Source organism: Mesorhizobium sp. CNPSo 4661 (assembly GCF_057784215.1).
The window spans coordinates 1-25,213 of sequence record NZ_JBWGIO010000007.1 but is presented as its reverse complement, the minus strand read 5'-3'; the positions used below and the strand labels follow the sequence as shown (position 1 = coordinate 25,213).

Below are 25,213 nucleotides of genomic sequence, written 5' to 3'. Positions count from 1 at the left end.
AAACGGTTTTCCGTTCGGAATTGCGTCAGCAAAAAGAGAGAGCGGTTCTGCATTCCATGAAATGATGAACCGCTCTAGGATTCCGCCATGACAACGCTTTCCGCCGAACGCGAAATCGAACATCTGATGACGCTGCATCCGAAAGGCTTCGACCTTTCGCTGGACCGCGTCACGCGGCTTCTCGAACGCCTCGGCAATCCGCAGGACCGGCTGCCGCCGGTCATCCACATCGCCGGCACCAACGGCAAGGGCTCCTGCGCCGCCTTCTCCCGCGCGCTGCTGGAAGCGGCCGGCCATCTCGTCCACGTCCACACCTCGCCGCATCTGGTGAACTGGCATGAGCGCTACCGGCTGGCGGCCGAAGGCGGCGGCAAGCTCGTCGACGATGACGTTTTCGCCGAGGCCATTGCGCGCGTCGCCGAGGCCAATGGCGGCCAGAAGATCACCGTCTTCGAGATCCTCACCGCCGTCACCTTCGTCCTGTTCTCGGAGCATCCAGCGGAGGCGGCGATCATCGAAGTCGGCCTCGGCGGCCGTTTCGACGCCACCAACGTCATCAGGCAGCCAGCGGTTTCGGTGATCATGCCGATATCGATGGACCACGAAGCCTATCTCGGCGACCGCGTCGAGCTGATCGCCGCCGAGAAGGCCGGCATCATGAAACGCGGCTGCCCGGTGGTGATCGGCGCCCAGGAAAGCGATGTCGCGCTCCAGGTGCTGATCGAGACGGCCGAGCGGCTGGATTGCCCGACCGTGGTCTATGGCCAGGATTTCCTCGCCTTCGAGGAGAACGGCCGCATGGTCTATCAGGACGAGGATGGGCTGATGGACCTGCCCTCGCCGCGCTTGCCCGGGCGCCATCAATACGCCAACGCGGCGGCGGCGATCGCCGCCGTCAAGGCGGCCGGCTTCGAGATCAGCCATCGCGCCGCCGAACGGGCGATGACCCATGTCGCCTGGCCGGCGCGCATGCAGAAGCTGACGCAGGGCAAACTGGTGGACCTCGCGCCGAAGGGCGCGGAGATCTGGCTGGACGGCGGCCACAATCCAGGCGCCGGCATCGTCATCGCCGAGGCCCTGGCCGAGCAGGAGGAAAAGAACCCGAGGCCGCTGGTGCTGATCTCCGGCATGATCAACACCAAGGACCAGACCGGCTATTTCAGCGCCTTCAAGGGCCTCGCCCGCCATGTCTATACTGTGCCGGTGACCAGCAGCGATGCCGGCGTGCCGAATGACGAGCTGGCCTTGCGCGCCGAAGAGGCCGGCCTGTCGGCCGAGCCGGTCAGCTCGGTCGCCAGCGCGCTGATGCTGTTGCGCGACTCTTGGGACGGCCCGGCGCCGCGCATCCTGATCGGCGGCTCGCTCTATTTTGCCGGCGCCGTGCTGGCCGAGAACGGCACGCCGCCGACTTAAAGCCAATTCAAGATAGCGCTGCGGATTCGGCGGGGGCCGAAAGGAACCGGCCATGATCAAGGTGAAGCAGCTCGCCCATGTCTGCATTTTCGCGCATGACCTGGAGGCGACGCGACGCTTCTACAGCGACGTGCTCGGCATGGACACACGGTTCAATTTCCTGCGCGACGGCAGGATCTTCGGCTTCTATCTCGATTGCGGCGGCCGCAGCCATGTCGAGGTGTTCGAGAAGAGCGAGGCCCGCTACAGCGAGGCGAACCAGATCAATCACTTGTGCCTTGAGGTGGAAGACATCGATGCAACCATCGCCCATATCCGATCGAAAGGCGTCGAGGTCACGCCGAAGAAGTTCGCCTGCGACGACACCTACCAGGCCTGGGTCCGCGACCCCAACGGCGTGAAGATCGAGCTGTTCGAGTATACGGACAGAAGCGCCCAATTCACCGGCGGCGATCGCATCGCCGACTGGTGAGCGACAGCTATTTCAGCTCGATCTCGATGAATGCGTATTCGCCGTCATTGGCGTTGATGACGTCGTGCTCGACGCCTTCGCGCCGGAAATAGGGCGCCCCCTGCTTCATCTCGGCAAAGGATTCGCCGTCCTTGGTCACCAGCTTCACCTTGCCGTCCATCAGCGGCACGACGACATAGTCGTGGCCATGGCGGTGCCACCCGGTGTTGGCGCCCGGCGCGAACCGGTACTCGGTGACGATGACGCGCTCATTGTCGACGTGAACTGTGGCCTTGGCTGTCCCGGTCATGGCGCTCTCCTTTTTCTGAAGCAGAGAGTATGACGTGCCTGCGTGCGAGGGCCAGAGCGCCATGAGCGATGGCGCCAAAGAAAAGCCCGGCGCGACGGCCGGGCTCGTTCATTGAATATTCGGATTGGCTCAGGCGAGGTTGCCGTTAATCCAGTGCGACAGCGCGGTCTTCGGCGCGGCGCCCACCTTCATGTCGGCCAATTCGCCGCCCTTGAAGATCATCAGCGTCGGAATCGAGCGCACGCCAAATTGGGCGGCAAGCTCGGGATTCTCGTCGATGTTGAGCTTGGCGATCTTGACCTTGGAGCCGAACTCGTTGGCGATCTCTTCCAGCGACGGACCGATCATCTTGCACGGGCCGCACCACTCGGCCCAGAAATCCACCACGACCGGCTCCTTGGCGTTGAGCACATCGGCCTGGAAATTGCCCTTGTCGACCTTGACGGTGGCCATGCTGAAATCCTTTCGAAAACTCGGGTTGCACCAAATGTGGTGGTTGTGGTGGCGATGTTCAAGCAGTTCTTGTGTCACGCTCCCGTGAGTCGGGCAAGGGCGTCGTCCATGGCCGCCGCCGGCAGCTCGATCAGGCGTGGCGCCTCGGTGAACAGCAGCGCCGCCGTCACCTCGCGGCCCGGATAGAGCGGCTGAAGCAGCGCGCGGTAGAGCGCAAGCTGCAGCATATAGGCCGGTGGTACTTCGGCCAGACTGGTCGGCGCAGGCCGGTTGGTCTTGTAGTCGACGATCGACACTTTTTCCGTCGTGACGGCCAGCCGGTCGATCTTGCCGGAGATCGAGCGCAGCTTGCCCTTCACCTCGAGGCTGCCCATCACCGCGACTTCCGCGCGCGAGGACGGCGAGAACAGCGTGCCGAAGCGACCGTCGGACAGGACCGACAGCACCGCTTCCAGCGCCTTGTCGCGCTCGCCGTCGGGCCAGCCGGCGCCGGCGCGCGCCAGATAGCGCTCGGCGGCGCCCCGCCTTTCCGTATCCGCGATGCCGGGCAGCATCTGCAGCAATTTGTGCAGGGCAAGGCCGCGCATGACCGCAAAGCCGGGTTCGGCGGCGGCATCGAGCACCGGCGAGCGTGTGTCGGGGACGGCGTCCTTCGCTTCGTCGATCAGTGCCGAGGCGCCGGAAGGCGAAAGCGGCCGCGGCAACTCCTCATAGGGCGGCAGCGGCCGAAACAGGGTTTCGGGCAGCGGCGCGGCGTGCTCGAACAGTCCAGCCTTGTCGACGCCGGTCGGTGCCACCGGCGGCAATCTGGTCATGTGGAAGCGATGCACCGTCACATCGGCCGTCGCGGGATGCCGCCGCTCGGCACTCTCGGGCGCACCGAGCAACGCGCGGCTGACGATCGAATGCCAGGTGCCTGTGCTGGGCTGACGCTTGCCGTGATAGCCGCAGACGATCAGCCGATCCTCGGCGCGCGTCATGCCGACATAGAGCAGCCGCCGGTATTCGTCGTCCGCCAGTTCGCGCGCTCGAACCGAAGCCGCCCTCGAGACGCCGTTGGCGACGTCACTGGCCGAGCGCCACAGATAGCCCTTGCCTTTCCATTGCCCGCCCGAGCTCTCGAACGGCATCAGCCGCGGCAGGTGCTGGTCGCTGAACGGCGCCGAGCCGCCATCGACCAGGAAAACCACCGGTGCTTCCAGGCCCTTGGCGGCGTGCACGGTCATCACGCGCACTTCGTCGCGCGTCTGGTCCATCTCGCGCTTGATCTCGGGGCCGGCATTCTCCAGCGTCGACAGGAAGGATTCCAGCCCCGGCAGTCCGGTGCGTTCCTCGGCCAGGCAAAAACTCAGGAATTCGTCGAGGATGTCGCCGGCTTCCGGTCCAAGCCGCGCCGTCATCTTGCGGCGCAGGCCGTCACGCGCCAGCGCAGCGGCGTAGAATTCGAACACCGGCTTGAACGCCACTTCGCTCGCCCAGCCGTCGAGCCGGCTAACGACAGCGGCGAGGGCCACGTCCTCGGCCGCGTGCTGCCGCAGCGAGGAAATCAGCGACTGGCCTTTCGGCCTCGAGCCGGCGAGCGCCAGCAGCGTTTCCTCGGGAACCTCGAAGATCGGGCTGCGCAGCACCGCCGCCAAGGACAGATCGTCTTCCGGCTGGATCAGGAAATGCCCGAGCGCGATCAGATCCTGCACGGCGATATGGCCGGGCAGGCTCAGCCGGTCGGCGCCGGCGACCGGGATCTGCCGGTTCTTGAGGCTGCGCGACAGCGCATGGACGAAGCGGTCGCGCTTGCGCACCAGGACGAGTATGTCGCCGGCGGTCAGTTTCCTGCCCTTGCCTTCGATCGCCTCGCCATTGCGCAGCCAGTTCTGGATGGTCGTCGCGACATGCTCGGCGACGCGCACGGCCGGCGCGCTGGCATGGTTGACCGGCAAGGTCCAGTCGTCAGGCTCCTCGACCATTTCGGCGCCGACCGAGGGCCACACCTCGACATAGCCCGGCGCGTCATTGCGGATCGCCTTATGGCTCAAAGGGTCAGGGTCGTGACTGATGCCGCGCCGGACACCCGGTTCGGCGAAGACACGGTCGACCGCGGCCAGCACGTCGTCGCTCGACCGGAACGACCAGGTGAGCTTGAGATTGGCGAAGGCGGCTTCGGCGTCGCGCACGCGCCCGGCAAACAAAAGCCGGCTTTCGGCAAAGGAATCCGGCGCCGCGCCCTGGAAGGAATAGATCGACTGCTTCTCGTCGCCCACGGCAAAGATCGTGCGCGTCACCGCCTCGCGCTGGCCGAGCCCGGCAAAGAACTCTTCCGTAAGCTTCTTCACGACCTCCCACTGGTCCGGGCTGGTGTCCTGCGCCTCGTCGAGCAGGATGTGGTCGATGCCCTGGTCGAGCTTGAACTGCACCCAGGGGCCGGCATCGGGCCGCGATAGGAGGCTGACGGTGCGGGTGATGAGATCGTTGAAGTCGAGGAAGCCCCGCCCGCGCTTCAGCTGCTCGTAGCGCGCGATCAGCCAGCCGGCGACGGTCAGCGCCGCGGCAGTCCCTTCCAGCATGCGGAACAGCGCCAGCCGGTCGGTTACCTCAAGGATCGCCTTGGCCGCGGCCAGATAGCGGTCCGGCAGATCCGGCACCCGGTCGACAAGCGCCTTCTTGAAGATCTTGGGCGGCTCATAGGGGTCGCCGTCGGCCTTGAGAAAGGCCTTCGCCAGCAGCCGCAACCGCCGGATCGGGTCGGCTTCGGCGAACGCTCCCTGCGCATAGGGGACGACATTGTTCAGCACCTGCCGCGCGTCGGAGGCCTCGGCGGCCTGGGTGAATTCGGCGAACTGGCCGGGGCCGAAGCCAGGCAGCGGCCACAGCGAAGCGGCGATGTCCTCGGCGCTCTGTCCGGGCCTGAAGCCGAATTCGGCGAACAGCGGCCGGAAATCCCGATCCTTGCCGAGCTTGGCGATGAAATCGCGCAGCTCGTCGCGCTTGCCGACGATTTCTGTAAGCAGCGTGTCGAGACCGAACTCGCCGCCGCGCTCCAGCACGGTGGCGAAGGCCTCCGCAAGGCCCTCGACGCCGGCGGCCGCCCCCGAAATCATGTCGCGGCGGGCATCGCCGAACAGCGAGGCTTCCATCTGCGGATCGAGCATCTCGAAATGCGCCGGGATGTTGGCTTCGAGCGGGAACTGGTGCAGCACGGATTCGCAGAAGGCATGGATGGTCTGGATCTTCAGCCCACCCGGCGTTTCCAGCGCCTCCGCGAACAATCGCCGTGCGCGCCGCATCATGTCGCGGTCGGCGCCGTGGCTGTCCAGCGCCGCGATCCTGATCGCCAGCTCCGCATCCGGGAGCGCCGTCCATTCCGACAGGGTCGAGAACACGCGGTTCGACATGTTGGCGGCGGCCGCCCGCGTATAGGTCAGGCACAGGATCTTCGACGGATCGGTGCCGTTGAGCAGAAGCCGGATGACGCGCTGCGCCAAGACATGCGTCTTGCCCGAGCCGGCGTTGGCCGACACCCAGGCGGAGTAGGCGGGATCCGAGGCGCGCGCCTGGCTGGCGGCGGTATCGGAGGGGATCGGATATTTCATCCGTCCGCCTCGTCTTCGCTGGCCCCACCGGCCGACCATTCCAGCACGCGCGCCAGATGGTCGTAGTCGCCGTCCGCCTCGCCCTCGCGGAACGGCAGCGCGCGCGACAGGTAGCCGGTGGTCGGGTCGGCATAATGGAACAGCAGCCGCTCCAGCCGCGCCCAGGCTTCCTCGGACAGATCGTTGGCGGTGCGGGGCTTGCGGTTGTATTCGAGGATCGATTCCTCGAACACCTCGCCATTCGGCTTCAGCCGCACGAAGGCAAGCTGCGATGGCTCGCGAATGCCGAGCTCCTTGAAGGCGCCGCGCCTGAGCAAGGCGCCTTCCAACGCAAGCTGCGGCGCCAGCAGCGTATGCGCCTGCGCCTTCGAGGGCGAGGAGCCGGTCTTGTAGTCGAGTATGTCGGCCATGCCGCCGGCAAGCAGGTCGACGCGGTCGGCATAGCCGGACAGCGTCACGCCGGTGCGGCCGACCACCGTCTTGTTGGCACGTTCCTCGGCGTAGCGTCGCGTGACCGCATCGGCGCGGCCATGCTCCCATTCGATGATGTTTTCGGCGAGCTTTTCGAAACGCGGCCACCAGACAGCCTCGATATCAGGCGGAAGCTTTGCGTCGGCAAAGCAAATCCGTCCGGCTTCGATAAGGCTTGCCAGTGCATTCGGCGCCCTTGGATCCTCGACCTGCCGCGAGAACAGATGCAGGATTTCGTGGAACAGCGTTCCACGCTCGGCGGCGCCTGGATCGCGGATCAATGGCTCGAGCGGCGAAAGCCCCAGGATGCGCCGCGCGTAGACCGCGTAGGGGTCGCGGCGCAGCGTCTCGATCTCGGTGACCGAAAAATGCTGCGGGCGCATGCTGAGCGGCGGCTTCGGCTGCGGTCGAGGGGCAAAATCCTTCTTCTCGCCGGCATCGAGAGCGCGCGCCCAGCCAAGCAGCGCGTCGCCACGCCCGCGCAGCGCTGCCGCCGGTTCCTTGCCGATGAAGGTCAGGATGCGCTGCAGCCAGCGTGACGGCACCGCCGGCGCGTCGCCCGAACGGGCCGACCGCGTCAGCACCACTTCGCCGGCGCCCGTCGCCATCTGGAAATCATGCGCGGCAAGGCCGATGCGCCGTTCCGGCGGCTCGAGGTCGATGCCGGTCTTCATCAGCCGCGACATGAAGCGGTCGCTCTCGGGCTTGCGCGGCCAGATGCCTTCGTTGAGCCCGCCGATGATCAGCGTGTCGACGTTCTGCAATCGGGCTTCCAGCGCGCCCCAGATGGCGATGTTGCGGTCCGTGCCTTGCGCCGGCTTCACCGTCTCCGGCGCGATCAGCGCCTCCATCACGTCGGGCCATTCCGAAGCGGCGAAGGTGAAGGGCGAGGCCGCCGCCACCAGTCCGCGCAGCAACTCGGCCAGCTTGTCGCCGGCATCGCCGGCATAGAGGTCGGCCAGACCGCCATCGGCCGTGCGGCCCAAATCCTCCAGCGCGACGACGCTCGCCCGCGTCAGCGTCGCGATGTCGGCGCCGTTCTCGTCGCGCATCGCGGTGAGCGGCAACAGCGCATCTGTAAGGCGGCTAAGCATGCCGCGCGCCTGCTCGATGCCGCGCACGGTCAGGCGCGAAAACCAGAAAGGCTGCCTTGTGTCGCCGCTCAGCTCGGCGAGCCGTGTCTCGAAAAGCGCGCCGAGCGAGGCGACATCGGGCCGGCCGGTGCCGCCGCGCAGCGCGACCAGTTCGACGAGTTCGGCCGCCTTGCGCACGATCTCGCGTTCCAAACCGAGCCCAAGCAGCGGATGCTTGAGCAAGGACAGCAGGCTTACCGGATCGCCGGGCCGGAACGCCGCGCTCAGCGCGAGCCTGAGCAGGCTGGCGGCCGGCGTGTTGATGAGCGGCGCGCCGCCGGAATCGTCGGCAACGACACCGAAACGCAGAAGCTCGGCCGAAACTCGCCGCGCCAGCGCCCGGTCGCCGGTGACGAGCGCCGCGCGCCTGCCCGGGATCTCCACGGCGCGCTTCAACGCGATGGCGATTGCCGCCGCCTCGTCGCGTTCGTTCGCCGCTTCCACCACCGTTACGCCGGCAAGCGCCCGTTCGATGTCGTGTGCCGTGAAGCGGGGCCGCGTCTCGGTCCAATATTCGGTGGTTTCGGCCGGCCGCAGCGCCTCGCCGACAAGGGCCGCGCGCAGCGCAAGCGGCGGCGGCGCGGCGGCGACGTCCTCGACATCGCGGCGCGCAATGCCAATGCCGCCGATCAGCTTGGCGAGGCCGTATTGCGGATGGCCGAGCGTTGCCGGGCGCGCGCCGGGTGCGGTGATCGCCGCAAAGGATGCGTCGTCCAGCTCGCGGTCGAGCCCGGGCAGCACGACCGCGCCATTGGGCAGTCCGGCGATCACGCCAAGCAGTTCGGCGGTGGCGGGGATCGAGCCCGTCGAACCGGCGGCGATCACCGGTCCGGCCGGTGGATTGCGCTTCAGCCGCGCCGCTTCCAGCCGGATCAGCGCGCTGCGATGCGCGGCCGGATTGGAGCGGTCGCGCTCCTTGAGCAGTTCCGGCCAGTTGTCGGTGACGATGCCGAGGAAATCGAGCGTCACCTGCCACCAGCCGGCGAGATTGCCGGCGACCAGCGTCGCGAGCTTCGCCCAGTCCGTGCCTTCGGTCTCGATCTCGTCCATCAGCCGGGCGAGGTCGCGCGCCAGCCAGATGGCGTCGGCGGCCGAGGTCGGCACCACGAATTCCTCGTTGAACCGCTCTCTGACATGCGCCGGCAGGTTTTCCTTCCAGGCGCGCACCAGCGGCGCCAGCAACAACAGCCGCTCCTGCGCGGCGATCGGCGGCGCAAGCTCTATTGCAGGTGCCGCCTCGGCATCGAAGGCCGCCTCGTCCTCGTCGAACTCGCCGAGCGGCCGCACCGTCGGCAGGATGGCCGAGCGTTTTCCCCCGTCCATTTCAGAGAGAATGTCGACGAAGGCGCCGCGCAGCGCCCGCGCCGCGCGGCGCGTCGGCACATAGATGGTGGCGTCGGCGAGCTCCAGCGGATCGCCGTCGAAGCGGAAGCAGGGGATCAGGCGCCCGTCGAGCAACGCTCCGGCCAGCGTCGGCAGGAACGGCGCTCCGGGCGGGATGGAAAGAACGCGGCGCGCGCCGCTCATACCGCCTTCGCGAGCGCGCCGGCCACCGCCGCTTCGGCGGCGGGGATCGCGTCCGGCGTGCCGACGGTGATCCAGCGCCCGTTCATCTTCATGCCGAACAGGCGCCCGGCGGCGATCGCCTTATCGAAATAGACATTGAGCGAATGCGACCCGATAGGAGCATCCTTGAAGATGCGCGGATGGATGATGGCGGCGCCGGCATAGATCAGGCCGGCGGGGTCGCCTTTCGAGCGCGTGAGCGCACCGTCCGGCGCCGCCAGGAAATCGGTGCCGACGCAATGCCCGGTGGCTGAGTCGAGATCGGTAAGCATCAGCAGAATATCCATTCTGGCGGCGTCCCATGCAAGGGCAAGACGCTCGAGGCTGGGTTGGCCGCTGTCGATCCAGAAGGTGTCGGCATTGATGATGTAGAACGGTTCGCTGCCCAGTAGCGGCAGCGCCTTGACGATGCCGCCCGCCGATTCCAGCAGCGCCTCGCGCTCGTCGGAGATGACGATCTTCGGTGCGCGCCGAGCGGCGACATGGGCGACGATCTGTTCAGGCAGGTAGTGCACGTTGACGATCGCCTTGGCGACGCCGGCGGCCTCCAGGCTGTCCAGCCCCCAGTCGAGCAAGGTCTTGCCGGCGATCTTCACCAACGGCTTCGGCATCGTGTCGGTGATCGGCCGCATGCGCTTGCCAAGCCCGGCCGCCAGCACCATCGCGGTCGTCGGCTTCATGGGACCCGTTCCTCGAGCAGGCCGTGGGCCATGTAGAAATCCTTCAGGCCAGCCAGCGCCGGATGCGCCAGCGCCCGCCTCAGATAGTCGCGGATGCGCGGCAGGTGCTTCAGATAGTAAGGCTTGCCGTCGCGCTTTTCGAGCCGCACGAAGATGCCGAGGATCTTCGAATTGCGCTGCGCCGCCATGATCGCATAGGCCTCGGCGAAACCGGCCTCGTCGAACGCGCCGGCGGCGCGCCGCGCCGCGACATAGGCCGCGACCGTCCGCCGCTCGATCTCGGGCGAGACGGTGACCCGCGCATCCATGGCCAAGGAGGCTACGTCATAGGCCGCCGGCCCGATCAGCGCGTCCTGCACGTCGACGATGCCGAGCCGGTCGAGGCCGGACCGCTCCGCCCGCCAGATGATGTTGGGCGAATGGAAGTCGCGCAGCATCAGCGTGTATTCGCTGCTGGCAAGGCGGTCGAGAAGGGCATTCCATACCTTGTGGTAGCCTGCCCGCAAAGTGTCGTTTGCCGGTTTGCCGGTGATCCATGGCACATACCAGTCGACCAAAAGGTCGGCCTCGATCAGCATGGCTTCCCGATCGAAAGGCGGCACGTCGTGGAACACCCCCGGTGCCGCTTCCATGCGCGTGGGCCAAGCCTTGCCATGCATCATGGCCAGCAGTTCCGCCGCCGCTTCGTAGCGCTTCGCGATGGGCTGGCCGTCGTGGCCGAGGAAACCTTCCGAGCCGAGATGTTCGATGAGCAGAAAGCCCCGGTCGAGGTCCTGGGCATGGATCGCCGGCACGCTGACGCCGGCCGCAAGCAGCGCCCGGTCGATGGCGACGAAGGCGGTGACGGACTGGGCCGTATGGGCGATCACGGCATAGGGCTTGCCGTTGCGCACCGGCGGCCCGAGCACGAGGCGCGGCGAGTTCATCAGCACGCGCGGCGCCTTGCCGGGCAACGAGACGATCTCGTAGGAGCGGGCAGAGGCATCGCCGACGAAATGGCGGCGGCTGGCTTCGCCCCATCCGGCCGAGGCCAGGAAATCGCGCATGGCCAGCGATCGAGCGACGCGTTCGTAGACCGGCCCCTGCCCCGACAGCCTTGCCACGCGGCCCTCGCCATGTTCGGCAAGGTCGACCCACAGCGCGCTTGCCGGCAATCGGTCTGCGGCCCGTTCCGGCCATTCGACCAGCGCCGCGCCTTGGCTGAGCGCATCGTCGAGGCCGAGCTCGTCGAGCTCGTCCGGTGAGGAGAGGCGGTAGAGGTCGAAATGATGCACCGGAACGCGCGTCTCGTAGCTCTGCACCAGCGTGAAGGTCGGGCTCGGCACTTCGAGGCCGGTATCGTCGGCAAGCGTCCGGATCAGCGCGCGGGCCAGCGTCGACTTGCCCGCGCCGAGATCGCCGTTGAGCGCGATCGCGTCGCCGGCGCGCAAAGCCATGGCGAGGTCCTCGCCAAGCCTTGCCGTTGCCGCCTCGTCGGCGAGAAAACGCTCCAACACCGTTCCTGCCATCGGGCCGCGCTACTCGGCCGCGTCGCGGATGCCCGCCGGCGTATCCGGGATTCCGGAAGGCTTGTCCGGGAAGGTGCAGATCACCGTGGTGCCCTTGTCCTGGCCGGTCTCGATGCGCACGGTTCCGCCATGCAATTCGACGAAGCTCTTGACGATCGAGAGGCCCAGCCCGGCGCCGCGCCGCCGTCCGCCATTGGCGCGCGGCTCGAAGCGGCGGAAGACCGATTCCAGCACGTCCGGCGGCATGCCGGGGCCGTTGTCATGCACCGAGAACTCGACGCTGTCGGCCAACCGGCGGCAGGTAAGCGTGATCGTGCTTGCCTCCGGCGCGTAGTTCGCCGCGTTGCTAAGCAAATTGTAGAGGATCTGGCGGATACGGATCTCATCGCCATGGAAGCTCGCCGGCGCCTCCGCCGCATCGATATCGAGCTTGATCCGGTGCTCGTCCAGCCTGTCGGCGACCAGTTCGGCGGCGGCGGCGATGGTCCGGTCGATGTTCATTTCGGAGATGTCGAGCTGCATGATGCCGGCATCGACGGTGGCTAGGTCGAGGATATCGTTGACGATGGTGAGCAGCACCGACGACGACGAGCCGACATGCTCGACATATTCGCGCTGCTTCGGTGTCAGCGGCCCTGTCGCGGGCAGCGACAGAAGCTCGGTGAAGCCGATGATGTTGGTCAGCGGCGAGCGCAGCTCATAGGACACATGCTGCACGAATTCGTTCTTCAGCTGGTCGGATTTCTCCAGCGCCTCGTTCCTGTCCTTCAGCGCCCGCTCGACATTGACGGTGTCGGTGACGTCGACGAAGGTGATCATCACCTGGCCGTTGGGCAGGTGGATCACCGCGTAGCTCAGCACCGTGCCGTCGACGAGTTCGATCTGGCCGCGGCGGTCGCGGCGCTCGTCGTCGAAGCCGGTGATCGCGGCGACGAAGCCGCCCCACGGGCTGTTCGCGGCGCGCTGGTTGCACAGGTCGCGGATCGCCGAGACATGGACGTTCGGCTTGACCGCTTCCACCGTCAGGCCCCAAAGCGCGACGAAGGCCGGATTGGAAAGGCGCAGCCGGCCGTCCGGACCGAACACGACCACGCCTTCGGCGAGGTTGTCCAGCGTCTCGCCCTGCACCCGCACGGCGGTCTGGTAGCGGCTTTCGAGGTCCATCTTCTCGGTCAGGTTCTCGAACACCCAGGTGACGCCGCCCTTCGGCTGCGGGTTCGCCACGACGCGGATCGTCTTGCCGTCCGGCAGGTGCCACCAATGCTCCTGCGATTCGACGGCGCGGTAGGCGCTGAGCAGGTTTTCCTTCCAGCGCCGCCATTCCGGCTGCTCGGCAATCCTGCCTTCTGAGCGCAGCCGGTCGAGCAGCAGCGTGTTGGAGGGAGCGCTGAGCAGGAAGCCCGGGTCGAGACCCCACAGCTTCTGGAAGGCCTGGTTGAAGAAGCGCAGCTTTTCCTCGGTGTCGAAGATCGCCACCGCGGTGTTCAACTGGTCGAGCGTGTCGGCATGGCTGCGGACGGTCCGCTCATATTCGGCGCGGATCGTCTCGACCGCGCTGGTGTCGCAGGCAAGACCCGCCGAGCCGTCGGCGCCGGCAAAGTCGGTGACCGCGAACATGCGGCGGTCGCCCTCGATCACGGTGGAAAGCGTCTGCTCGAAGACTGCGCGCGTCTTGTGCTGCTCGGCGATCTGCTCGCGCGCCTGGCCGCCGAGGAATTCCTTGGCGTCGCGCAGGGCGGCGGCCGGGCTTTCGGCTTCCACCGCCTCGGCATAGGCGCGGTTGACCCATTGCAATCGCCCGTCCGCGCCGCGCAACCATGCCGGCATTTTCAACGCGTCGAGCAGGCCGACCAGCGTGTCGTGGTCGGCGCTAAGCCGCTGGTTCTCGATCTTCAGCCTGGCCTGGTTGCGCAGTGTCTCCGACAACGAGACGAAACGCACCAAGACATGCGCCGCGCTCTTGCGGCCATGCACTTCCAGCGGCACGCCGGCCTGCGTTTCGATGACCAGGTCGAAGGCCTTCGACTGTTCGCGCAGCGCCGCAACCGCGTGTTCCAAAGCCGCCGCCGAGCGTGGCATCAGCCAGCGGCCGAAGGCGAGGAAGGCCGACCTGTCGTCGGGCGCGCCGCTTTCCAGCGGCAGGTTGCCGATGAGTTCGGGTTTCTTGTTGTCCATTGCCCAGACGATCAGCCGCTGGTCGCGCAGGTTGAGCAGCGCCTCGGAACGCTGCAGCGCCGCGTTGACGTCCGCGATGCGGCCCCTGAGCTGGACATTTTGCGCGGCGGTGCGCGCGCGCTCGCGGATCAGGAAGATGGCCGAGACAAGTGCCGCGCCCATGACACCGACGAACATGGCGAGCTGCATGACCTCGACGGTGCTGACCGGCGCCGTGGCTTTTCCAGGAAGGCTTGTCTCGGCGTGCGCGGCAAACGCGAGCAGCGGGCTGGCGAGCGCCGAGGTGGCAAGCAGCGAGGCCAGCCGCAAGCCGCCACGAAAACCGCCGCCGCTCATGGCGGGGCCGGCCTCGTTCGAATCCTCATGGCCGCCGGAAACGGCCTTTCCCGCGCGTAGCGGGTAATCCCCCGGCATGTCTTGGTCCTCTTCGCCGCTTGAATGCAAGACCGCCCTGAATGCGTCCCCGGCCCAACATGTCCCCGGACCGCGAATCACAACAATAACGCCTGCCGGAATCGGCGTGAAGAATCATTGGCGCAAAAAATAAAGCCGGGCGGAAAGTCAACCGTCCGGCTTCAATATCTGGTAGATAATTTCGCTTTGGTTAATAGCGGTAGTGTTCCGGCTTGTACGGTCCCTGCGGCGTCACGCCGATATAGGCGGCCTGTTCGCCCGACAGCTCGGTGAGCTTGGCGCCGAGCTTGTCGAGATGCAGCCGCGCCACCTTCTCGTCGAGGTGCTTGGGCAGCACATAGACCTGGTTCTCATACTGGCCGTGCTTGCTGAAAAGCTCGATCTGCGCCAGCACCTGGTTGGTGAACGAGGCCGACATGACGAAGCTCGGATGTCCGGTGGCGTTGCCGAGGTTGAGCAGGCGTCCCTCGGACAGAAGGATCATCCGCTTGCCGTCCGGGAAGGTGATCAGGTCGACCTGCGGCTTGACGTTGGTCCATTTCAGGTTGCGCAGCGACGCCACCTGAATCTCGTTGTCGAAGTGGCCGATATTGCCGACGATCACCATGTCCTTCATCGACCGCATATGGTCGAGGGTGACGACGTCCTTGTTGCCGGTGGTGGTGATGACGATGTCGGCGGTGGGGGCCGCGTCTTCCAGCGTCACCACCTCAAAGCCGTCCATCGCCGCCTGCAGCGCGCAGATCGGGTCGACCTCGGTGACCTTGACGCGGGCGCCGGCGCCGCGCAGCGAAGCCGACGAGCCCTTGCCCACGTCGCCATAGCCGCACACCACCGCGACCTTGCCGGCCATCATCGTGTCGGTGCCGCGGCGGATGCCGTCGACCAGCGATTCCTTGCAGCCATACTTGTTGTCGAATTTCGACTTGGTGACGGAATCGTTGACGTTGATCGCCGGGAAGGGCAGCAGGCCCTTCTTCTGCAGCTGGTAGAGGCGGTTGACGCCGGTGGTGGTCTCCTCGGTGACGCCGCGGATCGCTTCGCGCTGCTTGGTGAAGAAGCCGGGTGAGGCCTTCAGGCGCTTCTTGATCTGGGCGAACAGGATCTCTTCCTCCTCGCTGCCGGGATTGGACAGCACGTCCTCGCCGGCCTCGGCGCGGGCGCCGAGCAGGATGTACATGGTGGCGTCGCCGCCGTCGTCCAGGATCATGTTGGAGGTGCCGCCGTCGGTCCACTGGAAGATGCGATCGGTGTAGTTCCAGTAGTCCTCGAGCGACTCGCCCTTGATGGCGAAGACCGGGATGCCGGCCTCGGCGATCGCGGCGGCCGCGTGGTCCTGTGTCGAGAAGATATTGCACGAGGCCCAGCGGATGTCGGCGCCCAGCGCCTTCAGCGTCTCTATCAGCACCGCCGTCTGGATGGTCATGTGCAGCGAGCCGGTGATGCGCGCGCCCTTCAGCGGCTTCTTGGCGCCGAACTCCTCGCGGCAGGCCATCAGGCCCGGCATTTCGGTTTCGGCGATCTCGATCTCCTTGCGGCCCCAGCCGGCAAGCGAGATGTCGGCGACCACATAGTCCTTGCTACCCGTCATGGCAGTGCTCCGGTGTGATTTTTTCTCAAAGGCGCGCCAACGCCGGGAGGCGCATGGGAGGGCGCGATTGCCGGCCTGACTAGCAGATCGGCCGTGACACGACAATGGGATATAAAGAAATCTTTATGCGCGCATGTCTTGGGAGGGCATGATATTCCCTGAAATCAGCGCAAACGCTGTGGATTGGCTGAAGCCGCCCCAACCCTCGTTATTCTATGGCGGAGCAAGGAGCGAAGCGACGCGGCGCAGACCATAGAATCCATGTCGTGCTTTCGAAGCGCCGCCAGGGTTGCAGAATTTTGCTCCGCTGCACTCTTTGGCGAAGGTAACGGCATGGATTCCAGGGTCTCCGCGATGGAGCTTCGCTCCCGCTCCGCCCTAATGCATGTCGCGCAAAAGTGACCTCGGTTTTGCGGCAACGACATGCATCAAACAAAGGATCTAAAGCGCGTCGCCTGAATCCGTTTCAGCGCAACGCGCTTTAGAATGACGATCGCGATGGACGTTTCGACCAATCTCCAACGCATGCCACCTGCCAAAGCAAAAAGAGCCGGCCGGTCAAAATCCTGTGCTGAGAAACTAGATTTCCTCGCCGAAGCGCGAGGCAACAAGCCGCTCCAGCGCGTCCATCGCCGGCACGGCTTCGGGGCCGCTGGCGATGACGCGGATCGAATAGCCCGGGCTCGCCGCCAGCATCATCAGGCCCATGATCGAGGTGCCGCCGACCTTCACGCCGTCCTTCTCGACGTGGATGGTGGCGTCGAAGCCGCTGGCGACCTGGACGAACTTGGCCGAAGCGCGCGCGTGCAGACCGCGCTGATTGATGATCGGGAACTCCCGCACCACCTCGTCCGTCTGCGACGCCGATACGTTCATTTGCTGCTCAGGAGCTGGCTGGCGACGTTGATGTATTTGCGGCCCGCCGCCTGCGCTTCGTCGAGCGCGGCGGCCATGTTGTCGCCCTTGCGGATCGAGGAGAGCTTGATCAGCATCGGCAGGTTCATGCCGGCGATGACCTCGGTGCGGCCGGATTCCATCACCGAGATGGCGAGGTTGGAGGGCGTGCCGCCGAACATGTCGGTGAGCACGATGACGCCGGTGCCTGTGTCGACGCGCGCCACGGCGTCGACAATGTCGGCCCGGCGCCGCTCCATGTCGTCATCGGCGCCGATCGCCACGGTTTCGAAATTGTCTTGCGGCCCGACGACATGCTCGACTGCATGCCGGAACTCGGTGGCGAGTTGACCGTGCGTCACGAGCACGAGTCCGATCATTCTCTGGTGGCTCCCGTCATCGCCGCTTCACAGGCGTATCTTATGTTCGCCGGCCATTCCAGGCGGCGGGAGCGCTATCTTGTCGACGCGCGGCCGGTTGACAAGCCCAAAATTGCGGCAGCCCGGGCCATTTTGACGCATCGCAACAAAAAAACCCCGGCCCGATCATGAAAAAGGCTGGATCGACAACCGCGCCATTATCGCCGGCAAGGCGGTGGCTGCGTTGCGTTCGGCAAGGTCGATACGCGGCACCGGGCAGCCTGCCACCGGCTCGCTGGTTTCCTCCTGGAAACGGGACATCTCCGTCTTCGGCACCAGCCGCACATTGAGGTCGATTACGCCGCCCGGTTCGAACGGCAGCCGGCGCGGCATGAAACCTGGCACTTCGGCGAGGCCCGCTATCGTCGTCGGCACGCGGCAGACAAGCCGGCCGGCATGGGCCACGGCAAGCACTCTGTCGTCGCCGATCAGCCGCGAGAACAGCCCGCGCGTGCGGCAATGGTCCAGGAGGGTCAGCGCCAGCGTCGTTTTGCCGGCGCCGGACGGCCCGGTGATAAGGATGCCTCGATCGCCGATCAGGATTGCGGTTCCATGGATGTTTTCAGGCTTCGCGGCGGGGTCGGACATCATCGGGTCGGCGCCTGGGCTCAGCCTTCGGCCGGCAGCGTCACCACGAAACGCGCGCCCTTGATCTCGCCGGGCTTGGTGCCGGGGATGTTCTCGGCCGTCAGCGTGCCGCCATGCGCCTCGACGATCTGGCGGCTGATCGACAGCCCGAGCCCGGAGTTCTGGCCGAACGCCTCGCCGGCCGGCCGGTCGGTGTAGAAGCGCTCGAAGATGCGGTCGATGTTCTCGGCCCGGATACCCGGGCCGTTGTCGTCGACGGTGATGATGTTGAACTTGCCCGCGCGCGCCAGCGAAATGGCGATGTGGCCGTGCTCGTCGGGCACGAAGGAGCGTGCGTTCTCGATCAGGTTGGTGATGACCTGGCCGATCCTGAGGTCATGGCCGACGACGAAGAAGCCTTTTGCGCCGGCCGGCAGCTTTGCCACCTTGAACTCGATCTCGACTGCCTTCTTGTTGCGCGTCGTCTCGCGTGACACGGCGACGAGGTCGGTGATGAACTTCTTCAAATCCACGGTGCCGGCATCCTCGCGCGCCAACTCGGCGTCGAGGCGGGAGGCGTCGGAGATGTCGGTTATCAGCCGGTCGAGCCGCCTCACATCGTGCTGGATGATTTCCATCAGACGCGCGCGAGAAGCATCGTTTTTCGCCAAAGGTAATGTCTCGACGGCGCTGCGCAGCGACGTCAGAGGGTTCTTCAATTCATGCGACACGTCGGCGGCGAAACTCTCGATCGCCTCGATTCTCGCGTACAGCGCATTCGTCATGTCACGCACGGCAATGGACAAATTGCCGATCTCGTCCTGGCGGTCGGAGAAATCGGGGATTTCCTCGCGGCTCTTGACGCCGCGCCGCACCCTGACGGCGGCGGCGGAAAGCCGGCGCAGCGGATTGGCGATGGTGGATGCCAGAAGCATCGACAGGATCGCGGTGACCAGAGCCGCCACTCCGAACACGCGCAGGATCGCCTTGCGCTCGGCCGCCACGATCTTGTCTATGTCGCCGCCTTCGGTGGACAGCATCAACACACCGAGCACGGCGCGGAAACGCTGGATCGGCACCGCGACGGAGACGATCTGCTCGCCTTGCTCGCTCACCCGCACGATGGTCGAGGGGCTACCGGTCAGCGCCTTGACCACTTCCGGGAAGGCCGCGCCATTGCCACCGGGCTGCTCGTGGTAGACGGGCAGGTCCTTGTTGCGGAAGAAGTCGAAGACGAATTTCTCGACCCGTTCCAGGAGGTCCGGCTGTTCGTCCTCGACCGGCGGCAGGTCGTAGCGCAGGATCTGGCCGCGCGAATAGAGATGGCGCGAATCGAGCAGCAGGTTGGCGTCGCGGTCATAGATGCGGGCGCGGGTGCGCGTCGGCGAGATCAGGCGCCTCAGCACCGGCGCGACGCGCTCCGGATTGATCGGGAAATCGAGGTTGTCGAGCTGGTCGGAACCCGGCCCAAGGCTCTCGCCGGCCTGCAGCTCCAGCAGCTTTTCCGGGTCGATGCTGATCGAATCGGTCTCGACTGTCGCCGAGGCCGCGATCGCGCCGGCGATGATCTCGCCCTGCGTCATCAGGCTCTCGACGCGCGCGTCGATCAGCCCGTCGCGGAAGGTGTTGAGATAAAGGATGCCTGTCACCAGCACGGCAAGGCCGGCCAGGTTGAGGAACAGGATGCGCCGCGTCAGGCTGGAGAAGATGTGATGGCCGAGAAACCGGCGCATCGGCACCGTGAACTTCGACACGAAGGCGGGCACGATCCGCGACGGGCGCCTCGCCGCGCCCGCCCGTCTGCCTCGCTCTACTTCCACTGCCATCGAATAGCAGGCCCTGCTTAGTTAGTGAGTAGTGAGTAGGCAGTAGGGAATAGGTTGGCTGACTGCGGCTATGAGTGGCCGCTCGCATCATTCAAAACTGACTACTGACTATTCCCTACTGCCTACTGCCTATCTCATGCTTCCCGGAACCGGTACCCGACTCCGTAAAGGGTTTCGATCATCTCGAAGTCGTCGTCGACAGCCTTGAACTTCTTGCGCAGCCGTTTGATGTGGCTGTCGATGGTGCGGTCGTCGACATAGACCTGTTCATCATAGGCTGAATCCATCAGCGCATCACGGCTTTTTACCACGCCGGGGCGCTGCGCCAGCGAATGCAGGATGAGGAACTCGGTCACTGTCAGCGTCACCGGCTCGCCCTTCCAGGTGCAGGTGTGGCGTTCCTGGTCCATCACCAGCTGGCCGCGTTCGAGCGAGCGGGCCTGCTGGCTCGGCGCCTTGGCCGCCGCCTCGCGGGCGCTGGTGCGGCGCAGCACCGCGCGCACGCGTTCGACCAGAAGGCGCTGCGAGAAGGGTTTGCGGATGAAGTCGTCGGCGCCCATCTTGAGGCCGAACAATTCGTCGATCTCGTCGTCCTTCGAGGTCAGGAAGATGACCGGCAGATCCGACTTCTGGCGCATGCGGCGCAACAGCTCCATGCCGTCCATGCGCGGCATCTTGATGTCGAGGATGGCGAGATTCGGCGGCCGCGCCGCCAGGCCTTCCAGCGCCGACGCGCCGTCGGTGTAGGTTTCGACCCGATAGCCCTCGGACTCGAGCGCGATCGACACCGAGGTCAGAATGTTGCGGTCGTCGTCGACAAGCGCGATTGTTGCCATTTCAAGCGGCTCCCTCATGAGCTGTCCCTTCTGTCGTCGAGAAGGGGCTTTTGCAGGACAAATTGGGTACAAAATGTGGCACGGGCCTTGTCCGAAGTCACGCTCGGCCTGCCGTCACACGCCATCGCACCCATATTGGGATTGGACGAACCAAGCCTGCCAATCCTTTGGGCAACCTCTGCGGTTTTTTGCACATATAAACGATTTAAACAACTTTCAAATTTTTTAAATCGATTAATGATTTGATATCATTCGCCTTTTCTGGTTCTGAACCTGGCGGCCCCAGCGCGGGCTCCGGGAAATCACCCGTCAGATGCGGCCAATCCAGAGAGGAAATTTGATGTCGGAAGCCGGCAAACGCAACCCCGACTGCGCCATTGACGCGATCGGCCTGAACACCACGGGCATGGTCCGCTACAATTTCGGCGCGGCCGAACTCTATGAGGAAGCGATCCGGCGTGGCGAGGCGAGGCTGACCGCGCAGGGCGCGCTGGTCGCCGAGACCGGCCAGCACACCGGCCGCTCGCCGAAGGACAAATTCGTCGTGCGCGACGGAGCGACCGAGCCGCATGTCTGGTGGGACAACAACAAGGCGATCTCGCCCGCCCAGTTCGAGGCGCTGCTTTCCGACTTCCGCGCCCACGCGGCGGACAAGGACCTCTATGTCCAGGACCTCGTCGGCGGTGCCGACGCCGATCTGAACCTGCCGACCCGGGTCATCACCGAATTCGCCTGGCATTCGCTGTTCATCCGCAACCTCCTGATCCGCCCCGACGCCGCGGAGCTCGAGCGCTTCGCGCCGCGCATGACCATCATCGATCTGCCCTCCTTCCGCGCCGATCCGGTACGTCACGGCACCCGCACGGAAACGGTGATCGCGGTCGACCTCACCCGCAAGATCGTGCTGATCGGCGGCACCTCCTATGCCGGCGAGATGAAGAAGTCGGTGTTCACCATGCTGAACTATCTGCTGCCGGCAAAGGGCGTCATGCCGATGCATTGCTCCGCCAATGAAGGTCCGGACGGCGACACGGCCGTCTTCTTCGGCCTGTCCGGCACCGGCAAGACGACGCTTTCCGCGGATCCGTCGCGCACGCTGATCGGCGACGACGAGCATGGCTGGGGTCCGCACGGCATCTTCAATTTTGAGGGCGGCTGCTACGCCAAGACGATCAGGCTGTCGGCCGAGGCCGAACCGGAGATCTTCGCCACCACGCAGCGCTTCGGCACGGTGTTGGAGAACGTGGTGCTCGACGCCGGTCGCGTTCCGGATTTCAACGATGGCAGCCTGACCGAAAACACGCGCTGCGCCTATCCGCTGGACTTTATCCCCAACGCCTCGAAGACCGGCCGCGCCGGTCATCCGAAGAACATCATCATGCTGACCGCCGACGCCTTTGGCGTCATGCCGCCGATCGCCAGGCTGACGCCGGCGCAGGCGATGTACCACTTCCTGTCGGGCTATACCGCGAAGGTTGCCGGCACGGAAAAGGGCGTCACCGAGCCGGAGGCGACCTTCTCGACCTGCTTCGGCGCCCCGTTCATGCCGCGCCACCCGTCCGAATACGGCAATCTGCTGCGCGAGCTGATCGCCAGCCATGGCGTCGACTGCTGGCTGGTCAACACCGGCTGGACCGGCGGCGCCTATGGCACCGGCCGCCGCATGCCCATCAAGGTGACGCGCGCCTTGCTGGGCGCCGCGCTGGACGGCTCGCTGAACTCGGCCGAGTTCCGCACCGACGCCAATTTCGGCTTCGAGGTGCCGGTGGCGGTCCCGGGTGTCGAGAGCGCCATTCTCGACCCGCGCTCGACCTGGGCGGACAAGGCCGGTTACGACCGCCAGGCCGCGAAGCTGGTCAACATGTTCGCGACCAATTTCGAGAAGTTCGAACGCCACGTCGACGCCACCATCCTCGGTGCCGCGCCGCGCCTGCAGGAAGCAGCGGAATAGGTCGCCGTCTCAGGCATCCTTCCTCCAGGGCCCGGCCAGCGCAATTCCAGGAAAAGTGTGAAACGGTTTTCCGTCCGGAATTGCGTCAACAGAGAAAGCCAGAGAGGTCACCGTTTCCGTGAGGCGGTGAACCGCTCTGGCGCCGGGCCTTTTCTTTTTGCCGCAGCCGCGTCATGAGTGCAGGCATGGCGAGCGACGACGACATCATCATCTCCGGCGAAGCGGTCATCCGTGCGGGCGACCTGCATGAGGACTTCATCCGCTCGTCCGGCCCGGGCGGCCAGAACGTCAACAAGGTAGCCACCGCCGTGCAGCTGCGCTTCGACGCGGCGAACGCTTCCGGCCTGTCCGAGCGGGTGCGCGCGCGTGCCATCAGGCTTGCCGGCCAGCGCGCCACCAAGGACGGCGTCATCGTCATCGAGGCCGGCCGCTTCCGCACCCAGGAGCAGAACCGGGCCGACGCGCGGGCGCGGCTGACGGCGTTGATCGCCAAGGCGGCCGAGCCGCCACCGCCGCCGCGCAAGAAGACCAGGCCGTCCAAGGGCGCCGTGGAGCGCCGCCTCAAGAGCAAGGCGGGCCGATCGACGGTGAAGAAGCTGCGCGGCCGGGTCGACAGCGACTGAGGCCGGCATACCGGCAAGCGAGCGGCCGTTTTCGGGTCGCGGAGCTGTTTCTTCGGTGGCATGCTCTCTGGCCAATTGATCGGATCGATCCATGCTCGTTCTGCCCAAAGGCGTTCGCCATATGCCGGGCTACATTACCCGCCCGGCCCAGGAAATGCTGGTCGAGGAGATCAGGCGCGTCGTGCAGGCGGCGCCCCTCTACGTGCCGGCCATGCCGCGCACCGGCAAGGAGATGAGCGTGCGCATGACCAATTGCGGCGCGCTTGGCTGGGTGACCGACAAGGAGCGCGGCTATCGCTACCAGCCCACGCATCCGGTGACGGGCGAGCCTTGGCCGCCGATCCCGGAAGCCTTGCTGCAACTGTGGCGCGAGGTCTCGGCCTATCCGCATCCGCCCGAGGCATGCCTGGTCAACTTCTATTCGGCGGACGCCAGAATGGGCCTGCATCAGGATCGCGACGAGCAGGATTTCGCCGCGCCCGTGGTGTCGGTCTCGCTGGGCGACGACTGCCTGTTCCGGGTCGGCCAGGACAGGCGCGAAGACGGCACGAAGTCGTTCAGGCTGAAGAGTGGCGACGTCGTCGTGCTCGGCGATGAAGGACGCCTCGCCTTCCACGGCGTCGACCGCATCTATCCCGCGACGTCGGCGCTTCTGGAGAATGGCGGCCGCATCAACCTGACGCTGCGCCGGGTGACGGTCCCGGCCTGAGCTGCTTGGCGCCGAGGCAACGCGATCTTAAGGACACCGCGACTAAAAGGTCGGTTGCGAAATCGAGGTCGCCATGCAGCCGGACTGGATCAGGACCAGAAGCCTCTTGGACGTAGCCATCGTCACGGTGGTGTCGATCGTCGCGCTTTGGATGACCGAGGTTTACCTGAGCAGTTTGTGGACCCTGAACAGCAAAGGATTTTCCGAACTTTCGCACAGGCTTCCCTATTGGGACTTCACCAATTTCTGGGCTGGTTCGCGCATGGCCATCGACGGCCATGTTGCTACCCTCTTCGATGTGGACGCCTACCGCGCGGCGCTGCGCGCCATGCTCTCGCCCGATCTTCCCAATCAGGAATGGAGCTATCCGCCGAACATCCTGTTGCTCGGCGTTCCGCTTGCCACCTTGCCGATCTTGCCTGCCTACCTGGTCTGGACGGTCGGGACCGTACTTTGTCTGTGGTTGGCGATCCGGCCGCTGAAGCTCGGAGCGGCCCTCGAACTGGCGATTGTCTTGAGCCCCGCGGTGATCTGGAACTCGGTATTCGGCCAGAACGGCGCGCTGACCACCGCGCTGTTGATCGGCGGCCTCGCCGTGGCGCCCAGGCGTCCGCTGCTGGCCGGGATCCTGTTCGGCCTGCTGACGATCAAGCCGCATCTCGGCATCCTTGTGCCCTTCTGCCTGCTCGCCAGCGGCAACTGGCGCGCCATTTTCGCGGCCATCGGGACCGCGGTCGTGATCGCCGTCGCCACCGGCCTGTTCTTCGGCTTTGATGTCTGGCGTCTGTTCCTGACCGAAACCCGTCCCTTGATGACGGCGATCATGCAAGCGCCATATCCGCAACCCTATCAGTACAACGCCATAACGGTGTTCTTCACGGCAAGGGCTGTCGGGCTCGGGCTGGCCCCCGCCTATGGCATCCAGGCTGTCGCGACCATCGCTTCCATCGCCGCGGCGATCTGGCTCTGGTGGCCGCGGCGCCTGGTCTCGCATCAGGAACGAGTGGTGCTTACCGCTGTCCTTGCGATCCTTGCCACGCCCTATGGGTACACCTACGACACGATCGGTGTGGCCGTAGCGGTCGCGATGCTCGCTGCGATGGTTTCGAGGCCGCCTCGACTGATCCTGGCGATTTGCTGGCTCGGGCCTTTCGTCGTGCATTTTTTCACCTGGGGCGGATATTGCGTCGCTGTCCTGATCCCGCTGTTTGTTGCCGCGTGGATGCTGCATTCGATATGGACGACAGGCCGCAAGGCTGAACTCTCGGGAGAACCGTCCCTGGCCTAAAGCATTCCAGGATACGTGCGCAGCGACGGGCTCGGCGACTTCGCCGCAGCCTTCCGTCCGCCGCGGGAATTAAAGCATGTCTCCCGTAAGTGAACCCGGTTTCGGGACAAAGACATGCTTAACATCAAAAACTTAGAGCAGGTCGCGTGCGCGCAAAAGTGACCTCGGTTTTGCGATGACGACGTGCATCAAACAAACACCTAGAGCGGGATGAGATTTGTAGGAGTCGTTGGATTCCCAAATCAGCAATGATCTGATTCAACATCGATGCTGGGCAGGAGGCCAGCATCGATGGCTGGATATTCGATGGATTTGCGCGAGCGGGTTGTCGCGGCGGTCAAGGTTGAA

At 65.4% G+C, this 25,213-nt stretch carries 19 protein-coding genes; 6 read left to right on the top strand and 13 right to left on the bottom strand.

Translation table 11 applies throughout. The features are described 5' to 3' along the window. Positions 1 to 87: 87 nt before the first annotated feature. Both AC0YKC_RS11760 and AC0YKC_RS11755 read left to right on the top strand, forming a co-directional pair. Positions 88 to 1,413, top strand: a complete 1,326-nt coding sequence (locus AC0YKC_RS11760; RefSeq protein ID WP_488511156.1) for a bifunctional folylpolyglutamate synthase/dihydrofolate synthase — start codon at positions 88 to 90, stop codon at positions 1,411 to 1,413. 52 nt (positions 1,414 to 1,465) lie between these two features. After that, positions 1,466 to 1,885 (top strand): VOC family protein, encoded by a 420-nt coding sequence (locus AC0YKC_RS11755; RefSeq protein ID WP_488511155.1) that lies wholly within the window; start codon positions 1,466 to 1,468, stop codon positions 1,883 to 1,885. 7 nt (positions 1,886 to 1,892) lie between these two features. Here AC0YKC_RS11755 and AC0YKC_RS11750 read toward each other — a convergent pair whose 3' ends face one another. From AC0YKC_RS11750 to AC0YKC_RS11690, 13 genes are all read right to left on the bottom strand, one after another. After that, a complete protein-coding gene (locus tag AC0YKC_RS11750) occupies positions 1,893 to 2,174 on the bottom strand; it encodes a cupin domain-containing protein (RefSeq protein ID WP_027166948.1) in 282 nt (93 codons plus the stop codon). A 129-nt stretch (positions 2,175 to 2,303) separates the two neighbouring features. Beyond that, the gene (gene trxA / locus AC0YKC_RS11745) at positions 2,304 to 2,627 is read right to left on the bottom strand and encodes a thioredoxin (RefSeq protein WP_488511154.1); all 324 of its coding nucleotides are present in this window, start codon (positions 2,625 to 2,627) and stop codon (positions 2,304 to 2,306) included. Positions 2,628 to 2,701: 74 nt separating this feature from the next. Beyond that, positions 2,702 to 6,214, bottom strand: coding sequence for a double-strand break repair helicase AddA (addA, locus tag AC0YKC_RS11740; protein ID WP_488511153.1), 3,513 nt, complete (start codon positions 6,212 to 6,214; stop codon positions 2,702 to 2,704). After that, the gene (gene addB / locus AC0YKC_RS11735; RefSeq protein WP_488511151.1) at positions 6,211 to 9,345 is read right to left on the bottom strand and encodes a double-strand break repair protein AddB; all 3,135 of its coding nucleotides are present in this window, start codon (positions 9,343 to 9,345) and stop codon (positions 6,211 to 6,213) included. Before addB ends, addA begins: the two co-directional genes overlap by 4 nt. Next, positions 9,342 to 10,064 (bottom strand): nucleotidyltransferase family protein, encoded by a 723-nt coding sequence (locus AC0YKC_RS11730; protein ID WP_434724774.1) that lies wholly within the window; start codon positions 10,062 to 10,064, stop codon positions 9,342 to 9,344. The genes addB and AC0YKC_RS11730 overlap by 4 nt, the downstream gene beginning before the upstream one ends. Then, positions 10,061 to 11,572 carry a tRNA (adenosine(37)-N6)-threonylcarbamoyltransferase complex ATPase subunit type 1 TsaE gene (tsaE, locus tag AC0YKC_RS11725; RefSeq protein WP_488511150.1) on the bottom strand — a complete coding sequence of 504 codons (1,512 nt, stop codon included), beginning with the start codon at positions 11,570 to 11,572 and terminating at the stop codon, positions 10,061 to 10,063. The genes AC0YKC_RS11730 and tsaE overlap by 4 nt, the downstream gene beginning before the upstream one ends. Positions 11,573 to 11,581: 9 nt before the next feature. Beyond that, entirely contained in the window at positions 11,582 to 14,161 is a 2,580-nt protein-coding gene (locus tag AC0YKC_RS11720) for a sensor histidine kinase (RefSeq protein ID WP_488511149.1), read from the bottom strand. Between the two features lie 190 nt (positions 14,162 to 14,351). Further along, positions 14,352 to 15,752, bottom strand: coding sequence for an adenosylhomocysteinase (gene ahcY / locus AC0YKC_RS11715; protein WP_320293984.1), 1,401 nt, complete (start codon positions 15,750 to 15,752; stop codon positions 14,352 to 14,354). A 579-nt stretch (positions 15,753 to 16,331) separates the two neighbouring features. Beyond that, a complete protein-coding gene (locus tag AC0YKC_RS11710) occupies positions 16,332 to 16,628 on the bottom strand; it encodes an HPr family phosphocarrier protein (protein WP_320293985.1) in 297 nt (98 codons plus the stop codon). Continuing rightward, positions 16,625 to 17,026, bottom strand: coding sequence for a PTS sugar transporter subunit IIA (locus AC0YKC_RS11705; RefSeq protein ID WP_320293986.1), 402 nt, complete (start codon positions 17,024 to 17,026; stop codon positions 16,625 to 16,627). The genes AC0YKC_RS11710 and AC0YKC_RS11705 overlap by 4 nt, the downstream gene beginning before the upstream one ends. A 165-nt stretch (positions 17,027 to 17,191) precedes the next feature. Next, positions 17,192 to 17,653, bottom strand: a complete 462-nt coding sequence (locus AC0YKC_RS11700; protein ID WP_320294447.1) for an HPr kinase/phosphorylase — start codon at positions 17,651 to 17,653, stop codon at positions 17,192 to 17,194. Between the two features lie 20 nt (positions 17,654 to 17,673). After that, on the bottom strand, positions 17,674 to 19,458 hold the full coding sequence (locus tag AC0YKC_RS11695) for a stimulus-sensing domain-containing protein (RefSeq protein WP_434724777.1): 1,785 nt from the start codon (positions 19,456 to 19,458) through the stop codon (positions 17,674 to 17,676). Between the two features lie 134 nt (positions 19,459 to 19,592). After that, on the bottom strand, positions 19,593 to 20,294 hold the full coding sequence (locus tag AC0YKC_RS11690; protein WP_006201274.1) for a response regulator transcription factor: 702 nt from the start codon (positions 20,292 to 20,294) through the stop codon (positions 19,593 to 19,595). A 340-nt stretch (positions 20,295 to 20,634) separates the two neighbouring features. Here AC0YKC_RS11690 and AC0YKC_RS11685 point away from each other — a divergent pair, with 340 nt between their 5' ends. The 4 genes from AC0YKC_RS11685 (at position 20,635) to AC0YKC_RS11670 (ending at position 24,865) form a co-directional block, all read left to right on the top strand. Then, the gene (locus AC0YKC_RS11685) at positions 20,635 to 22,245 is read left to right on the top strand and encodes a phosphoenolpyruvate carboxykinase (RefSeq protein ID WP_488511148.1); all 1,611 of its coding nucleotides are present in this window, start codon (positions 20,635 to 20,637) and stop codon (positions 22,243 to 22,245) included. A 185-nt stretch (positions 22,246 to 22,430) separates the two neighbouring features. Further along, a complete protein-coding gene (arfB, locus tag AC0YKC_RS11680) occupies positions 22,431 to 22,868 on the top strand; it encodes an alternative ribosome rescue aminoacyl-tRNA hydrolase ArfB (protein ID WP_488511147.1) in 438 nt (145 codons plus the stop codon). A gap of 91 nt (positions 22,869 to 22,959) precedes the next feature. Then, entirely contained in the window at positions 22,960 to 23,577 is a 618-nt protein-coding gene (locus tag AC0YKC_RS11675) for an alpha-ketoglutarate-dependent dioxygenase AlkB family protein (RefSeq protein WP_488511146.1), read from the top strand. Between the two features lie 130 nt (positions 23,578 to 23,707). Beyond that, positions 23,708 to 24,865, top strand: a complete 1,158-nt coding sequence (locus AC0YKC_RS11670; RefSeq protein WP_488511145.1) for a glycosyltransferase family 87 protein — start codon at positions 23,708 to 23,710, stop codon at positions 24,863 to 24,865. Positions 24,866 to 25,213 lie beyond the last annotated feature (348 nt).

Excerpts from the sequence above, each read along its gene's own strand:
- AC0YKC_RS11760 (WP_488511156.1), top strand. The coding sequence starts at position 88 with ATGACAACGCTTTCCGCCGAACGCGAAATCGAACATCTGATGACGCTG.
- AC0YKC_RS11755 (WP_488511155.1), top strand. The coding sequence starts at position 1,466 with ATGATCAAGGTGAAGCAGCTCGCCCATGTCTGCATTTTCGCGCATGAC.
- AC0YKC_RS11750 (WP_027166948.1), bottom strand. The coding sequence starts at position 2,174 with ATGACCGGGACAGCCAAGGCCACAGTTCACGTCGACAATGAGCGCGTC.
- trxA (WP_488511154.1), bottom strand. The coding sequence starts at position 2,627 with ATGGCCACCGTCAAGGTCGACAAGGGCAATTTCCAGGCCGATGTGCTC.
- addA (WP_488511153.1), bottom strand. The coding sequence starts at position 6,214 with ATGAAATATCCGATCCCCTCCGATACCGCCGCCAGCCAGGCGCGCGCC.
- addB (WP_488511151.1), bottom strand. The coding sequence starts at position 9,345 with ATGAGCGGCGCGCGCCGCGTTCTTTCCATCCCGCCCGGAGCGCCGTTC.
- AC0YKC_RS11730 (WP_434724774.1), bottom strand. The coding sequence starts at position 10,064 with ATGAAGCCGACGACCGCGATGGTGCTGGCGGCCGGGCTTGGCAAGCGC.
- tsaE (WP_488511150.1), bottom strand. The coding sequence starts at position 11,572 with ATGGCAGGAACGGTGTTGGAGCGTTTTCTCGCCGACGAGGCGGCAACG.
- AC0YKC_RS11720 (WP_488511149.1), bottom strand. The coding sequence starts at position 14,161 with ATGCCGGGGGATTACCCGCTACGCGCGGGAAAGGCCGTTTCCGGCGGC.
- ahcY (WP_320293984.1), bottom strand. The coding sequence starts at position 15,752 with ATGACGGGTAGCAAGGACTATGTGGTCGCCGACATCTCGCTTGCCGGC.
- AC0YKC_RS11710 (WP_320293985.1), bottom strand. The coding sequence starts at position 16,628 with ATGAACGTATCGGCGTCGCAGACGGACGAGGTGGTGCGGGAGTTCCCG.
- AC0YKC_RS11705 (WP_320293986.1), bottom strand. The coding sequence starts at position 17,026 with ATGATCGGACTCGTGCTCGTGACGCACGGTCAACTCGCCACCGAGTTC.
- AC0YKC_RS11700 (WP_320294447.1), bottom strand. The coding sequence starts at position 17,653 with ATGTCCGACCCCGCCGCGAAGCCTGAAAACATCCATGGAACCGCAATC.
- AC0YKC_RS11695 (WP_434724777.1), bottom strand. The coding sequence starts at position 19,458 with ATGGCAGTGGAAGTAGAGCGAGGCAGACGGGCGGGCGCGGCGAGGCGC.
- AC0YKC_RS11690 (WP_006201274.1), bottom strand. The coding sequence starts at position 20,294 with ATGGCAACAATCGCGCTTGTCGACGACGACCGCAACATTCTGACCTCG.
- AC0YKC_RS11685 (WP_488511148.1), top strand. The coding sequence starts at position 20,635 with ATGTCGGAAGCCGGCAAACGCAACCCCGACTGCGCCATTGACGCGATC.
- arfB (WP_488511147.1), top strand. The coding sequence starts at position 22,431 with ATGGCGAGCGACGACGACATCATCATCTCCGGCGAAGCGGTCATCCGT.
- AC0YKC_RS11675 (WP_488511146.1), top strand. The coding sequence starts at position 22,960 with ATGCTCGTTCTGCCCAAAGGCGTTCGCCATATGCCGGGCTACATTACC.